At 62.6% G+C, this 14,113-nt stretch carries 14 protein-coding genes and 2 pseudogenes; 12 read left to right on the top strand and 4 right to left on the bottom strand.

All coding sequences use genetic code 11. The annotated features are described in order from the left end of the window. From PY257_RS15370 to PY257_RS15360, 3 genes and pseudogenes are all read left to right on the top strand, one after another. A pseudogene (locus PY257_RS15370) lies at positions 1-258 on the top strand (hypothetical protein); the annotation flags it as partial. Between the two features lie 41 nt (positions 259-299). After that, positions 300-596: a ferric reductase-like transmembrane domain-containing protein gene (locus PY257_RS15365; RefSeq protein WP_275743420.1), complete on the top strand. Its 297-nt coding sequence runs from the start codon at positions 300-302 to the stop codon at positions 594-596. A 46-nt stretch (positions 597-642) separates the two neighbouring features. Next, positions 643-1,560, top strand: coding sequence for a ferredoxin reductase family protein (locus PY257_RS15360; protein ID WP_275743418.1), 918 nt, complete (start codon positions 643-645; stop codon positions 1,558-1,560). A 350-nt stretch (positions 1,561-1,910) separates the two neighbouring features. Here PY257_RS15360 and PY257_RS15355 read toward each other — a convergent pair whose 3' ends face one another. Next, a complete protein-coding gene (locus tag PY257_RS15355; RefSeq protein WP_275743416.1) occupies positions 1,911-2,819 on the bottom strand; it encodes a LysR family transcriptional regulator in 909 nt (302 codons plus the stop codon). A 123-nt stretch (positions 2,820-2,942) separates the two neighbouring features. On the opposite strand from PY257_RS15355, the gene PY257_RS15350 reads away from it, so the two are divergent. The 4 genes from PY257_RS15350 (at position 2,943) to PY257_RS15335 (ending at position 7,201) form a co-directional block, all read left to right on the top strand. After that, complete coding sequence (locus PY257_RS15350) at positions 2,943-4,157, top strand: CaiB/BaiF CoA transferase family protein (RefSeq protein ID WP_275743415.1); 1,215 nt, start codon at positions 2,943-2,945, stop codon at positions 4,155-4,157. Next, a complete protein-coding gene (locus PY257_RS15345) occupies positions 4,154-5,125 on the top strand; it encodes a hydroxymethylglutaryl-CoA lyase (RefSeq protein ID WP_275743413.1) in 972 nt (323 codons plus the stop codon). Before PY257_RS15350 ends, PY257_RS15345 begins: the two co-directional genes overlap by 4 nt. A gap of 159 nt (positions 5,126-5,284) precedes the next feature. After that, positions 5,285-6,145, top strand: coding sequence for a fumarylacetoacetate hydrolase family protein (locus PY257_RS15340; protein WP_275743411.1), 861 nt, complete (start codon positions 5,285-5,287; stop codon positions 6,143-6,145). Between the two features lie 51 nt (positions 6,146-6,196). Continuing rightward, positions 6,197-7,201, top strand: a complete 1,005-nt coding sequence (locus tag PY257_RS15335; protein ID WP_275743409.1) for a Bug family tripartite tricarboxylate transporter substrate binding protein — start codon at positions 6,197-6,199, stop codon at positions 7,199-7,201. A gap of 458 nt (positions 7,202-7,659) precedes the next feature. Here PY257_RS15335 and PY257_RS15330 read toward each other — a convergent pair. Further along, positions 7,660-8,028 (bottom strand): annotated as a pseudogene (locus PY257_RS15330) (ATP-binding protein); the annotation flags it as partial. Between the two features lie 530 nt (positions 8,029-8,558). Between PY257_RS15330 and PY257_RS15325 the strand changes: the two are divergent. From PY257_RS15325 to PY257_RS15305, 5 genes are all read left to right on the top strand, one after another. Next, positions 8,559-9,035 carry a hypothetical protein gene (locus tag PY257_RS15325; protein WP_275743407.1) on the top strand — a complete coding sequence of 159 codons (477 nt, stop codon included), beginning with the start codon at positions 8,559-8,561 and terminating at the stop codon, positions 9,033-9,035. A gap of 432 nt (positions 9,036-9,467) precedes the next feature. After that, positions 9,468-10,547, top strand: coding sequence for an HNH endonuclease (locus PY257_RS15320; protein WP_275743405.1), 1,080 nt, complete (start codon positions 9,468-9,470; stop codon positions 10,545-10,547). A 346-nt stretch (positions 10,548-10,893) separates the two neighbouring features. Beyond that, a complete protein-coding gene (locus tag PY257_RS15315) occupies positions 10,894-11,337 on the top strand; it encodes a hypothetical protein (protein WP_275743403.1) in 444 nt (147 codons plus the stop codon). 116 nt (positions 11,338-11,453) lie between these two features. Beyond that, entirely contained in the window at positions 11,454-13,064 is a 1,611-nt protein-coding gene (locus PY257_RS15310) for a restriction endonuclease (protein WP_275743401.1), read from the top strand. Continuing rightward, the gene (locus tag PY257_RS15305; protein WP_275743399.1) at positions 13,061-13,228 is read left to right on the top strand and encodes a hypothetical protein; all 168 of its coding nucleotides are present in this window, start codon (positions 13,061-13,063) and stop codon (positions 13,226-13,228) included. The genes PY257_RS15310 and PY257_RS15305 overlap by 4 nt, the downstream gene beginning before the upstream one ends. 20 nt (positions 13,229-13,248) lie before the next feature. Here the strand turns inward: PY257_RS15305 and PY257_RS15300 are convergent, their stop codons facing one another. Together PY257_RS15300 and PY257_RS15295 are read right to left on the bottom strand one after the other, a co-directional pair. Then, entirely contained in the window at positions 13,249-13,677 is a 429-nt protein-coding gene (locus PY257_RS15300; RefSeq protein ID WP_275743397.1) for a DUF1810 domain-containing protein, read from the bottom strand. 18 nt (positions 13,678-13,695) lie between these two features. After that, positions 13,696-14,113: SOS response-associated peptidase family protein (locus tag PY257_RS15295; RefSeq protein ID WP_275743395.1), on the bottom strand; the 418-nt coding region annotated here is incomplete at its 5' end.

The raw sequence follows: 14,113 nt of genomic DNA, 5'->3' as shown, positions 1-14,113 counted from the left end.
ACCACCTCCGCGCCAGTGCTAGCTTTTCGTACCGTCACTTATTGCACTGAAAACGAGGAGACCCCGATCCTCATCCCCTCAGCCCTGTACCTGGCCTCCAAGGCGCGGGCGGGTGAGTTTGATAGCGTTTTCTATGCTGTACAGGCACTTGAGCTGGTGGCAGGCGCTGTGAACATCACCCTGCTGGGTCTCAATATGCGCGATGGTCTACGGATGAAGGGCCGGCTGCGACGTCCCCAGGCATCGCGAGCCCTTTAAGCGTTGCGCATCCAGCACATTTCACATCGGAGGATTTTGTAATGTTTCAAAGGCAAGGCGTTTTTGCTGTGGTCGGTGTACTGCTCTTGTTCACCGTTCTCCACTTCGGATTCTCGTCCGAGGCGTATGGCCCGCAGATGCTGGGCCCCACGCTCCTGGGCGGCGTTGCCTTCCTGCTCATGACGATGGTCATCTTGCTGTCCACACGCGCCCCCGCGTTGGAAAACCTCTTTGGGGGTTTGGATCGCTTGTACCAGGTGCATCGCGTGATGGGGGTCTTGACCGCGCTGATCGTGTTGGTGCACTTCTTTTTTGGTGCCCAATTAGATTCCGGTTGATGCCGCAGTCGTTGGCAATGCCACAGTGCCCTCGGCGCCGATGGGCATGCTCGCGCTCGCATTCCTCGTGATTGGTCTGTTTGTGGCGCTGAACCGCAAGATCAGGTACTCGACTTGGCGGCCGACGCACAAGATGATGGGCCTGGTCTACTTGCTGGCGGTCGGCCATTTCATGACCGCGCCGGTGGTTCTGTTCGACCGGTCCCGTCCCTCCGGGCTGATGCTGATGGCCGCAGCGGTGACCGGCGTGCTGGCATGTCTGTACTCTGTGGCCGGCATGAACCGGCGCACTGCGTTGCCCTTCACCATTGAGGCCGTGCGCCCGCTGGAGCGAGCGACCGAGGTGGTGCTGAAGCCTCAACACGCCATGATGGATTTCCTGCCGGGGCAGTTTGTTTTCGTTGAGGTCCAGGGCAAAGGCTGGAAGGAGCCGCACCCCTTCACGATTTCCAGCGCGCCAGGGGAGCAACGCCTGCGCGTCACCATCAAGGTTCTGGGCGACTGGACGCGCAAGGTGCGAGACGAGCTGCAGCCTGGGGGTGCGGTGCTGGTGCGTGGGCCCTATGGCAAGTTCGACAGCGCCCGCGCCGGCAACCAGCAGGTGTGGGTGGCCGGTGGCATCGGGTTAACGCCCTTTCTGTCGATGTTGCGCGCCATGCAGCCAGGCGACCCCCGCCAGATACTGCTCGTCTATGCGGCGCGCAACGAGCGGGATGCACTTTTCCTGGGCGAGTTGAAGACACGTGTGGCGGAACTGGGCAATGTCAGCTTGCTCACGCGGTTTTCCGAGCAAGGGGAGTTTGCTGACCTTCCATTGATCCAGCAGGCTTGGCCGGGGGAACTGGGTCAGCGTGATTACTTCCTGTGCGGTCCGAAGCCAATGACCGATGCCCTCAGGTCCCGGCTGCGCAAGGCGGGCGTTGCGCGCGGGCGTCTGCATGCAGAGGCTTTCGAGTTCCGTTGAACCGGCTCGGTCGCTGATCAAGATGCCTTGGCCGGACGAATACGTTCATCTGTCGTGGCCGTTGTCCTTTTCCGACGGCGTTCATGGTGCTGGCCGCCATCCTTCGCGCAACGCTGGCGCCTCTTCGACCTATTGCATCCATCGACGAGTAGTGCCCAGGATCGCTAGCTCCGAGAGGTGCGCCCAATCGCGCTGCGGAAGCGCAAATACTCGCCCATGCGCTGTATGTGACTCTTCATTCCGGAGTGCGCAGCCACGGAACAAAGGGCGAGATCAGTGCGCCGCGAGGTGCGGATGATCGCTTTAGCATGGCGACGCTAATCGGCGGTGCGTATAGCGCTCGCAGAAGCTTATGTGGCGGCCCCGTCTGAGGTGCCAGGCTGGCGCAGGTGATCCACTAGCAGCCGAGCCACGTTGGAGAGTGATTCGTAAGCCCGCACGCACAGCATGAGGCGGCGCTCGGCCCAGGGCTCGACCAGTGTCACGGCCCGTATGGCCAGAGTGCCCCGATATAGCTGGGCGCTGCCGCGCGGCAGCACTCCCACGCCCAGGCCCGAGGCAACCATGAGGCACATGGCGTCGTAGCCAGTGACCTGGATGCGCAGCCTCAATGGCATGCCGACCTGCCCGGCAGCCTGAGTTAGTCGATTGTTGATGGCGCTACCAGGGTGCGCGCCTACGAAGTCGTAGGCCAGCGCCTCGGCGAACTGCACGCTGCGCCTGCGGGCCAGGGCGTGCCCCGCGGGTACTACCAGCACCAGTTCGTCGCGGCGGTAGGGTAGCAGCGTGACGCGCTCACCGTAGTGTCCGTCGTTGAGCAGGCCCACGTCGGCAGCGTTTTCCGCCACCGAGCGCGCGATTGCAGTGCTGATCTGCTCCTGCAGTCGCACGTCCACCTGTGGGTGCCGCGCCAGGAAGCGCTGCAGGTCCCCGGGCAGGAACTGCGTGATGGCGGAGATGTTGGCCACCACGCGCACGTGCCCGCGCAGGCCTACACCGTAGTCGCGCATCTGCGCGGCGATGCCGTCCAAGTCGTTTAGTAAGCCGCGCGCCAGGTTCAGGAGCGCGTAGGCGGCGGCCGTGGGCTCGGTGCCACGGTTGCTGCGGGTGAACAGCTCCACGTGCAGCACGTCCTCCAGCTCGGCTAAGCGCCGGCTTGCGGCCGAGGGGGCGATGTGTTCGCGTGCGGCAGCGCGGGCGATAGCGTTCTCTTCCATGACGGCGATGAACAGGCGCAGGGAGACCGGGTCCAGTTTCATGGGATCCGATCGTACTGGCATCCTTGCCGGCCATGCCGGATTGCGATGGCAGCGTCGCGTATCAGCGTTTTGCGGCCTCTGGTGCGTGCCGCGATGATTGCCGCCATTGCATGAAGGAGACAGATGACGATGCAAGCGCAAGCTACCACCCCTGCAGCCCTTGCCGGTGTGCGCGTGGTCGAGATGGGCCAGCTTATCGCCGGCCCGTTCTGCGGCAAGACGCTGGGCGACTTCGGCGCCGAGGTCATCAAGATCGAACCGCCCGGCGGCGGCGACCCGCTGCGCAACTGGCGCATGCTCAAGGACGGCACTTCCTTGTGGTGGCAGGTGCAGTCGCGCAACAAGCGCTCGGTGGCGCTCGACCTGCGCCAGGCGCAGGGGCAGGACATCGCGCGCAGGCTCATCGTCGAGGCCGACGTACTCATTGAGAATTTCCGCCCCGGCACGCTAGAGGGGTGGGGCATGTCGCCCGAGGAGCTGCACCGCCTCAACCCTGGCCTGGTGATACTGCGCATCTCCGGCTACGGCCAGACCGGTCCGTACCGCGACTTGCCGGGCTTTGGCGTGATCGGCGAGGCAATGGGCGGGCTGCGCCACCTCACGGGCGAGCCCGGCCACGTGCCGGTGCGCTGCGGCATCTCCATCGGCGACACGCTGGCCGCGCTGCACGGCGCCTTCGGCGTGCTTGCGGCGCTGCATCACCGCAACGTCAACGGAGGTCAGGGCCAGGTGATCGACGTTGCGCTGCACGAGGCCGTATTCAACTGCATGGAGAGCCTGATTCCCGAATACAGCGCGTTCGGAACGGTGCGCGAGCCCGCAGGCAGCGCGTTGCCGGGCATCGCGCCCAGCAACGCCTACCCGTGCACGGACGGGTGGGTGCTGGTGGCTGGCAACGGCGACAGCATCTTCAAGCGCCTCATGGAATCCATCGGGAGGGCCGACCTCGCGGCGGCACCCGATCTGGCGAGCAACGCGGGCCGCGTCGCCCGCGTGGCCGAGATCGATGCCGCCATTCAGGCGTGGACCAGCCCGCGCACGGTGGGGCATGTGCTTGATGCGCTGGCCACCGCGCGCGTGCCGGCAGGCAAGGTCTACACGGCACAGGACATCTGCGAAGACCCGCACTATCGCGCGCGCGGCATGTTGCTGGAGCTGCACACGCGCGACGGCGACACGATAGAAGTGCCGGGCATCGTGCCCAAGCTTTCGGCCACGCCGGGCAGCATCCGTTCCAGCGCCCCGCACCTGGGTGACGACACCGACGTCGTGCTGCGCGAGGCCGGCTTTAGCGAGGCACAGATTGCGCTGCTGCGCGATACGGCGGTAGTGGCATGAGCTGGCAACCGGGGACGCCCTGGAGTGGCGCGGGGCGCCGCATCCACATGCAGGAGGTAGGCATGCGCGACGGACTGCAGAACGAGCAGGCCTTCGTGCCCACGGCAGACAAGATCGCGCTGGTTGATGCGCTGTCAGACGCGGGGTTGCCCAAGATCGAGGTGACGGCCTTCGTGTCGTCGCAGGCGATTCCCGCGCTGCGCGACGCCGAGGTGGTGCTGCGAGAGATCCGCCGCCGCCCCGGCACGGTCTATAGCGCGCTGGTGCCCAACGTGCGAGGCGCGGAGCGCGCCCTCGACGCGCGCGTCGACGAACTCAACCTCGTCCTCTCGGTCAGCGAGACGCACAACCGCGCCAACCTGCGCATGACGCGCACCCAGTCTTTCGCGGCGCTGCGCGAGGTGATCGCGCGGACGGCGAGCACGGCGGTGAATGTCTCGCTCTCTTGTAGCTTCGGCTGCCCGATAGAGGGCGACATGCCCGAGTCCGAGGTGCTCGGCTGGGCGGAGCGCTTCATCGACCTGGGCGTGCGCGGCGTCACGCTGTGCGACACCACGGGCATGGCCTACCCAACTCAGGTGGTGGCGCTTGCCCGCGCGTTCCGCGCCCGCTGGGCCGACACCGCGCTGACGCTGCATTTCCACAACACGCGTGGCATGGGGCTGGCCAACATGCTGGCAGCCATCGGGGCGGGAGTGGACCGGTTCGACGCCTCGCTCGGCGGCCTGGGCGGCTGCCCCTATGCGCCCGGCGCTAGCGGCAACGTCTGCACCGAGGAGATCGTGCACGCGCTGGAACTCATGGGCTACGCGACGGGGGTTGACCTGCCCGGCCTGATCGCCGCAGCGCGGCGCCTTCCCGCGCTGGTGGGGCACGACGTTCCGAGCCAGATCAGCAAGGCAGGTCAGCGGCTGGAGCGACACCCCGTGCGGGCTGACTTTCAGGCTATTCGCGCACGCCCTGTCTAGGGACGGAACCGATTTTTCATCGCTCCATCAGAAATATAGGCAAAACCATGCAGTTACCCATCATCCGCAAGCGTTTCACCGCGCTGCTTTTTTCCCGTAGCCGCCTTAGGCAACGCGCTGCTCCGGGGCGACTGAACCCTTTTTACATGGAGGATCATCTTGAAAATCTGCCGATTTAACGACAACCAACTAGGTTTGGTGGAGGGCGACCAGCTGCGCGACGTAACGGAGGCGCTTGATGTGTTGCCAGCCTGTCGCTACCCGTTTCCTCCCCATGACCTGCTAATTTCCAACTTGACGCAGGTGATGCGCGAAATCAACCGATTGGCGCCGACAGCACCCGTGCGTGAGTTGGCGGAGGTTCGTCTGCTCAGCCCGGTAGCCAATCCGGGCAAGATCGTGGCGGCACCGGTCAACTACAAGAAGCACCTGGAAGAAGCCCGCGACCAAGCCGAAATCCACCACAACAACCACGTTGCCGCCATTCACGAGGTGGGGTTGTTCCTCAAAGCCAACAGCTCTCTGGTAGGGCCCAGTGCCGGCGTGGAAATCAAGCATCCGGACCGGCGCAACGACCACGAGGCCGAACTTGTCGTGGTAATTGGCAAGGCCGGACGCGACATTCCGCGCGCGCGGGCGCTGGAGCACGTAGCTGGTTATGCCGTTGGGCTGGACATGACCACGCGCGGCCCCGAGGAGCGCAGTCTGCGCAAGTCCATCGACAGCTATTCCGTGGTTGGGCCGTGGCTGGTGACGGCTGATGAAATACCCGACCCCGCGGGTATCGCCTTTCGCCTGACGGTCAACGAAGAGCTTAGGCAGCAAGCCAACACCAGCGATCTGATCCTCGATGTGCCAGCGCTGATCGAATTTGCTTCGCGCTTTTACACGCTGAACCCCGGCGACATCCTCTTCACGGGAACGCCCGAGGGAGTCGGCCCCTTGGTGCCAGGCGACCGAATCATTTGCTCATTTGCTGGGATTGGCGAGATTGCCGTCCAGGTACGCGCAGCAGTCTGAGGTCGCCGCGAATTTGTTGTCCAGTAATTCATACAAGACAAGGAGACAGTGATGAATCGAGAATACCCCGTGCTGCAGTCCGATGCAGGAGCAGGTGGCTTACGTCGGCGTCAGGCCCTGACGTTCGGTGTCGGCGCGTTGGCAGCGTCCGTTGGCGTACGAGCTTGGGCCACGGTCGACTACCCGAGCAAGCCGATCACGCTTGTGGTGCCATTCCCGCCCGGCGGCCCGGCGGACAACAACGCGCGACTCATCGCGCGCAAGCTCGGTGTAGCGCTCGGGCAGCCCATCGTCATCGAGAACAAACCCGGCGCCAGCGCTTCCATTGGCACTGAATACGTCGCGCGAGCGCAGCCCGATGGCTACACCTTGCTGCAAGGTACTCTGGGAACGCATGCCATCAACTTGGCGACCATGCCTGAACTGCGCTACGACCCGGTACGCGATTTCGCGCCGCTGGCGACAACCTGTGCTACCACCTATGTACTGTTGGCCAACCCCAACAAGCCCTATTCCAATCTGCAAGAGCTGATTACCTTTTCACGCCAGCACCCCGGCGCCGTCAACATGGCTTTGTCGGGCGGACCAGGCACCGTCAATGCGCTGGCGGGCGAGCTGTTGCAGAAGACCGCCGGCATCCAATGGACAGCAGTCGCCTACAAGGGTAATGCACCCGCCTTGCAGGACCTGCTGGCCGGTACTGTGGACGTGATGCTGGGTTTCCCGGGCGAGTCCCTGCAGCACGTCAAGGCGGGCAAGTTGCGAGCGCTGACAGTGACTTACGGCAGTAGGTTGAGCGACTATCCCGACGTGCCCACGGTGGCTGAGGCAGGCTACAAAGGGGCCGAGATGACGGCTTGGTTCGGCCTGTTCGCCCCCGCAAAGACACCCAAGGCCATTGTGGACAAACTGATCGATGAGCTGGGCAAGGTGGTGGGCGATCCAGAAATGCAGCGGGCCACGGTGGCGATGGGCTTTCTGCCCTACGCGGTGAAGGGCGAGGCGTTCGATGCCATCGTCAAGCGCGATGCCGCTCAGTGGCGTCCAGCAAGATAGCGTCCGTTCATGAGCACCGGTCCGGCCTTGCAGAACCTGCAGAGCGGCTTCCGCACGGCGCCGCCGTCGGCTGACCAAATGGCTGTGACGGGTGCTATGAAGTGTGAACTGGGGGTGGCCGCTGCCGCGCCCAGAAATTTGACCAATCCCATGGGCCAACGGCCTGGGTTCGGTGCTGATAGGACGCGATACTGCGACGAGTACCGTACTTGACGCTCAGTATATCTCTGGGGTTAGTCGCTGGTTGCGGTAGACGACATGCGTGTCCGCGCCGAAGTAGAAGTGAGCCACCGCGCCAATTGAATCGTGAGCCAGGGGTGGAAGCCGACGCTGTGATGGTCGGCTGTGGATAAGTGTATGTCCTTGCCTCGGTCTTTGACCTCCTCATCTTGATGGTGGTGTCGCGTAATAAGGCGCGAAGGGCGTAGCCCGCAGCGCCTTGCCACGCGCGGCGCCCGTTAATCGGTGGCGTCGGTTGGGTCGGCTTTGGCGCTGCTCTTGTGGGCCTGCTCCCTGGCCTTGATGCGCTTCTTGGCCGTGGCACTGCTGTGCAGGAAGCGATGACTCTCGTTGCCTGTCTCCACGATGTGGCAGTGATGGGTGAGCCGGTCGAGCAAGGCCGTGGTCATCTTCGCGTCGCCGAACACTGTGGACCACTCGGCGAAGTCCAGGTTGGTCGTGATCACCACGCTGGTGTGCTCGTAGAGCTTGCTAAGCAGATGGAACAGCAGCGCCCCGCCGGCTTGACTGAACGGCAGGTAGCCCAGCTCGTCCAGGATCACGAGGTCCATGCGCAGCAATCCACTGGCGATCCGCCCCGCCTTGCCCTCTCTCGTCTGTCGCGGATGGTGGGTACGGGCTGCGCTGGGAGTGACCGCGTTTTCAACGTCCTGCACGATGTGGCGCCACTGTATGGCCCTCTCGTGCTGGTGATCCGACAGAGAGCCTTCTGGTGGCCGCGGAAGGAACCGCCAGCTGTCGGCCGAACCGACCAGGCCGATGCCGACAAACCCTTTTCCGTTGCAGTAAGCGATCACGGTGTCGCCTTCTGCCATGGCGAGCAGGACGTCTTTCCCGCGCCCATCAACTTCGTTTTGGTAGCCAGTGGTCAGGACGCCACGTGAGACGTTCTGTTGCCACCAGGCCGTGTTGGGCGGCTTGCCGATGTTGAAGAGATGGGTCGTCATGGCGGCAGTTTCCCATGGGTGCTCCCAGAGGACGGGTGTCGGCGCGCACTGGCTTTTCAGCCTCTGCGGCTGCAGGTCGACTGCGTTTTGGCAGAGTCGCTGCGGCGCGTCTCCCGGCGCTGGGCCGGCGGTCTTCAGGTCCGCACAACCGCGCCGACTACGCCCAGACCATGGCCCACGATTACGCCGTGTTCCGCAAGAATGCACAAGCCGGCGGCACGCTGGCCCAGCTGGACGCCACAATCGCGCGCTACCGTGCCGGCTACGCCAACCGCTTCCGCGACTGGCTGCGCAGCCACAACCGGTGCATTTCCTGGATGATCACAGGCCCCACCAAGTTTCCCCGGCACAAGTGGAATCAGGCCGCGCATAAACGCATGACTGAACTGGTGAAGTACCGCGAGCAGGTGCTGCGCGCCACATGGTGCGCGAATTGCGCCCGGACCTGCGGTCCAGTGTGTCGGGCGATCCCGATGCCAGCCGGCATGTCGCTTTGGCGACCTTGGTGCCGTCGATGTTGTCGCGTGAGGGGCACGATGATGGCTATTACCGCCATGCCGTTCCGGCCAAGGTTCAGGCAGCAGCCAACCCGGACGATCTGTGTAGCGAGGCGCAGAAGCGTCTCAATCCCTCCGGCGCGCCACTGACGAGGTATCGACCGATAAGTACCGAGCGACAGATCGCTAGCTTCCGGAGCCGAAGTTTCGAGTGCATCGCCCAATAGACGATCAGCGACGTTTACGCCAAGTACGACGGTTGAAGATCTAGGTCAGAGATCGACCGAGCCGCGACGTTGCTTGTGGATAATTTTACCCATGCCCGGCACGCCTACTCGTCGCCGAGGAATTCTCAGCCTTTGAACACCTGCTATGCCAAAACCCACCAGTGGCACTCGCCACACGATACTCTCGGACCGCATCCCTGAACTCTGGCAGATTGCCAAAGTGGACCGATTCGGCGCTGTTGCGCCGATGGAAGAGGCCGCGATTGGCTGTGAAACTTTCCTTGCCTGAGGTTGACCGTGTCTATACCGCGTTAATGCAGGCACGGGCCCTCTTGAACGGCACACCTGCCCCAGCATGCTGAACCTTTCCACAGCGGAATATTTCCTCGAGCAATTGGAGAGCGACGGTGCCGAGGCACTCTCTACTGGCTTGAGCGCGATGCAGTTGGCGCCCGAGGCAAAGAAGCGCACCAAGGAACTGATAGACAAATTCCGGCAACGTCTTTCGGAGATGCAAGGTGCAGTGCAAACTCCGTTTGCTGGTCGATACACCGACTCCTCCGGAGAAGCCTTACCTATGAGGATGTGCCTGTTTTTTGACCGCTTGGAGAATCTCGGCTTTTATGTAACGCGCACGCCGTTGGCGAGGCCGGGCACCGTCGGCCGGACTTTTCGAATCTATCACTCGAGCATTCACGTGGCCCAGTGGGCACCGGGCATGTTGCTCAGAAATGATCCGCGCGTAATGTTGTACCGGTTTCAGAAGGAGGGATTGAAAACCATCGCGGAGGCGCCCCCCGATATCGACGTGGATAAATTCGTCGAGCAGCACGACATCGACGTGCGTCAGATTTACTTAAATCCAAGCGAGGGCAAGCACTACCTACACGTTCGAGACGAATCCACTGCAGTGTCAATGCTGGAGCAGTGGCGCGAAAAAATCGACCATATCGCGGCGCCAGCACTGCGTGGCACGGCGGGAGAAATCGCCGAAGACATCACGCACATTTGGGCCGATAAAACATTGACCCCAACAGAACGCAAGGCCTTGGTCGATGCACGTCTGGGTCAAGGGAGATTCAGGACTGATCTGATGGGTGAGTTTGCCCGTGCATGTGCCGTCAGCAAGCTCGATGTGCCGGAAGCATTGCGAGCGTCACACATCGTGCCGTGGCGCTCATCAAGCAATTGCGAACGGACTGATCCCAAAAATGGATTGCTACTATCGGCGAACCTCGACGCCCTGTTTGATCGCTACCTCATCACATTCGATGGCAGCGGCAGGCTGATTGCATCCGCCGCATTGAGTGAATTGCAACGCGCATCGCTGGGCTTGACTGGTGATTTTGTTCTTCCGCTATGCAGCGATCGACAAGCCTTCATGCGCCGACATGAACGGGAATTCAAGCGACGGCTCGCCGCTGCCAGCGCCTAGCGCAGACATCGCCGTCGTTCCCCCGGTAAACCTAGTTTTATGTTTTCCGGCAAAGGTTGGCCACGGCCAGAGGGTAGTTTGAATTGTTTGGGCTAGCAGCAGTCAGATCTACGATGGCGGTTTCTGCCCTGAGGCGGCCGCTGGTTCTTGCGCTAAGCGAATGCACGGCAGCAGCGTCTGGGCATTTATCGAATGCTGGCCATATGCGGTGGCCGGACCATGCATGCCATGGGTCTGCAAGGTGTTGCCCTTCGCGGGTGTTCGCACGCTTGTCGCGCGGCCCCGTCGGGCCATCCAAGGAGCGGGACCACTACCAAGACGTTTGTGTGGTGCTCAACCCGACACTGTGGAAAGAGCACCAGCGTGGGAACTTGCCACAGCTGACCGCGTTATCGCGGAACAAGCTTTATGTCGCCTGCACCCGGGCACGCGGCGACCTCTATCTGGCACCTTCACCCGCGACGCCGAGCGCTTTGCCGAAGGCCGCAACATCGAGCTGATCGACGGCGCCAGCCTGCAGCGGCTGCTGCAGCAGGCCAGGACCGGCACCAAGCCCGCCGTCAAAGTTACTGCTGCGTCGATGGTTGGGCCGGATGCGACGCGCATCGAACCTGTGGGATCGTTGGAGCCCGCGCAGGGCTTCGGCACCGATCAACCGGCGGCCATGCGTTGCCCCCGATGCACCAAGCCGATGGTCTTACGCGTGGCTCGACGCGGCGCGTCGGCAGGCCAGTCGTTCTGGGGTTGCTCGGCTTTCAGCGATGGCTGCCGCGGCATCCGTCCGCTCTGACGGCACAGGCGAGTCTATCTATGCATGTGCCCAAACCCTTTCATCCAGGCCGACCTACAAGGCCCAGCTGATTACGTTTCACACGTTCACGCACAAAAGATAAGGATCTGACATCCATGGGTCGACGCAGTGGGTTTGAGGGGTTTTTGCGGGCTACGGTGCGGGCCGCCGCGGCCTCTGAGCGGGAGCGGCAAAGAGACATCCGGTCGCGGGCGACCCAGGCACGCCAGATCGAGCGCCACCAGCGCATGGCAATGGCGCAGCTGAATCGGGAAGACCGGGCCATGCAAAAGGAGGCTAAAGCCCAATACCTGGCGGACCGGACCGGTGAAACTGACGATATGAATGCGGAACTGCAGGACCGCATGCAGGAGTTGCAGTCGATCCTCGCCCACACGCTGTCCACGGACGACCGTATCGATTTCGACACCTTGCGACCGTCCACCAAGTTCGAGCGTTTCGAGACGCCGCCAGCGTTGGCGCCCAGCCAGGCACCTCGCGCGCCCAGTGTTCCTCCGCCTCTGGCCAGTTGGCGCAAGTTGATTCCCGGCGCGGCGACGCGGCACCAAGCCACGCTGGCCCAACTCGCCCGAGAACATGAAGCCGAAGTGTTCCGCTTCAACAAGGCCGAGCAAGCCAAGTTGGACCAGCTCAAACCGCTGCGCGCTGCATACGACGAGCGCAAGCAGCGCTTCGAGGCGGAAGTCAAAGACCGCAACGAAGAAATCGACGGACTCCAGAGCGCGTACCGGGATAAGACGCCAGAGGCAGTCGTGGCCTACAACGAGATGGTCCTGGCGCGCTCCGAGTACCCCACCGAAGGGTTTCCGCAGAAGTTTCGGGTGGCCTACAACCCGGAGTCATCTGAACTAGTAGTGGAGTACGAGCAGCCTGAAGTGTCGGTCGTTCCGCAGGACGTGGAATACCGCTACGTGAAGTCGCGCGACAGCATGGAGTCGAAGGCGCGCAAGGCCACGGAAATCAAGCAGGTCTACCAGGACATCCTGGTTTCGATCACGCTGCGCACGCTGCACGAGCTCTTCGAGGCCGACCAGGCCAATGCCATTGCGATGGCGACCTTCAACGGCCTGGTCGATACGACCGACCCGGCCAACGGGCAAGCCATACGGGTACCGGTGATCTCCGTGCGGACGTCCAAACTGGAGTTTCTGAGCCTGCGGCTGGAGAAAGTGGACAAGGTGGCCTGCCTGCGCAGCCTGGGCGCTCAGGTCTCCAGCAGGCCCGACGAATTGCAGGCCGTCAAACCCATCGTGGAATTCGACATGGTGGACAAACGCTTCATCGACCAAGGCGATGCGTTGTCGGGGCTGGAGTCGCGTCCCAACCTCCTGGAGATGACGCCGTCGGCATTCGAAGTCCTGGTCGCCAATCTGTTCGGCAAGATGGGCCTTGAGACCAAGCTCACGCGCAGTTCTAAGGATGGCGGCGTGGATGCGGTGGCCTACGACATCCGGCCCGTGCTGGGCGGCAAGGTGGTTATCCAGGCCAAACGGTATCGAGACACGGTGGGGGTCAGTGCGGTGCGGGATCTCTACGGCACGATGCTTAATGAGGGCGCCAACAAGGGAATCCTGGTGTGCACCAGCGGCTACGGCCCGGACGCCTACAACTTCTCCAAGGACAAGCCCATTGAGCTGATCGATGGCGGGGGCCTGCTGTACCTGCTGCGCGAGCATGCTGGCGTCGCAGCGCGCATTGCGTCGTGAAAATGGGCCTTGCGGCCCGGCGATCAGATCAGTTCCTGCTCGGCGAAATTCTGCACGTTCTTGCCGGCGACGGACGGGTCATTCACGACCCGCGCATCGACACCGACAGTGCATGGGGCAACTTGCGGGTCAACATCTCGTCCGCATGGGAAGGCTCTATCTGACTTAACGGATGGTTGCCTGATCAGTGGCTAAGCACAGCCAGTGTGGCGGCATCTTTTTGGCCATTGAAATATTTCTGCAGTACTGCCTCGAAGACGGTCGACTCGGGCGCAGATTCGGCGAACAACGTTATCGACGACCGCAGCTTCATGGCGTCCGTGCTGCCGAATATCTCAAAGGCCGAACGGCCCTCGACCTGGAGGATCAGTTCACAGCACTCTTTAAGCCGAGAACCCAACACCGGATGCTGCCAGTACGCGAGAGCCTCCGCCGTGCCAGCCAGGCCGAAATACTGGGCCGTAGAGCTCCGACCGAGCGACTGCAGCTGCGGAAAAACAAACCACATCCAATGCGATTCTTTTCGTCCCGCGGCCAGCTCTTCACTGACCTCCGCATAAACAGGCTCTTGCGCCTCAATGAACCGGCTGAGTGACTTGCTGTTGGAGTCCATAGCATCTCCGTCTTATGGTCAGTCTGGTGACCCTGGTAAGGATGCGTCTGTCGACACAGGCGCTTTGGGGCGCGCCTCAGCAAGCAGGCGATCCGCTGGAAACATGCGCATGAACTCCATGCTCTGTTCAGGCGGCGCCTCGAGCCAGGCGTCATAGAGACCCCGCGGCAAGATCGTCACCATCCGCTTGTCCTGCAGCTCGACCGGACGCTTCGGGTCCGGCCGATGCAGCTGATTGAAGATCGGATGCGCATCAGCGTTCAGCGTCAGCATAGTGAAGCTGTAGGCCCAACTGCCATCAGCAGCCTTGCGCCGCTCGTACAGCCCCGCAATACCCAGCAGCAAGCCATCCGCCCGTGTGATGCGTGTCGGGGTCTCCTCGTTTTCAGTGCAATAAGTGACGGTACGCAAAGCTAGCACTGGCGCGGGGGTGGTC

The organism is Curvibacter soli (genome assembly GCF_029211125.1).
Classification (GTDB): Bacteria; Pseudomonadota; Gammaproteobacteria; order Burkholderiales; family Burkholderiaceae_C; genus Curvibacter_A; species Curvibacter_A soli.
The sequence above is the reverse complement of the archived record's forward strand: the minus strand, read 5'-3'. Positions and strand labels throughout refer to the sequence as shown.

Excerpts from the sequence above, each read along its gene's own strand:
- PY257_RS15335 (WP_275743409.1), top strand. The coding sequence starts at position 6,197 with ATGAATCGAGAATACCCCGTGCTGCAGTCCGATGCAGGAGCAGGTGGC.
- PY257_RS15355 (WP_275743416.1), bottom strand. The coding sequence starts at position 2,819 with ATGAAACTGGACCCGGTCTCCCTGCGCCTGTTCATCGCCGTCATGGAA.
- PY257_RS15325 (WP_275743407.1), top strand. The coding sequence starts at position 8,559 with ATGGCCCACGATTACGCCGTGTTCCGCAAGAATGCACAAGCCGGCGGC.
- PY257_RS15360 (WP_275743418.1), top strand. The coding sequence starts at position 643 with ATGCTCGCGCTCGCATTCCTCGTGATTGGTCTGTTTGTGGCGCTGAAC.
- PY257_RS15350 (WP_275743415.1), top strand. The coding sequence starts at position 2,943 with ATGACGATGCAAGCGCAAGCTACCACCCCTGCAGCCCTTGCCGGTGTG.
- PY257_RS15320 (WP_275743405.1), top strand. The coding sequence starts at position 9,468 with ATGCTGAACCTTTCCACAGCGGAATATTTCCTCGAGCAATTGGAGAGC.
- PY257_RS15345 (WP_275743413.1), top strand. The coding sequence starts at position 4,154 with ATGAGCTGGCAACCGGGGACGCCCTGGAGTGGCGCGGGGCGCCGCATC.
- PY257_RS15310 (WP_275743401.1), top strand. The coding sequence starts at position 11,454 with ATGGGTCGACGCAGTGGGTTTGAGGGGTTTTTGCGGGCTACGGTGCGG.
- PY257_RS15300 (WP_275743397.1), bottom strand. The coding sequence starts at position 13,677 with ATGGACTCCAACAGCAAGTCACTCAGCCGGTTCATTGAGGCGCAAGAG.
- PY257_RS15365 (WP_275743420.1), top strand. The coding sequence starts at position 300 with ATGTTTCAAAGGCAAGGCGTTTTTGCTGTGGTCGGTGTACTGCTCTTG.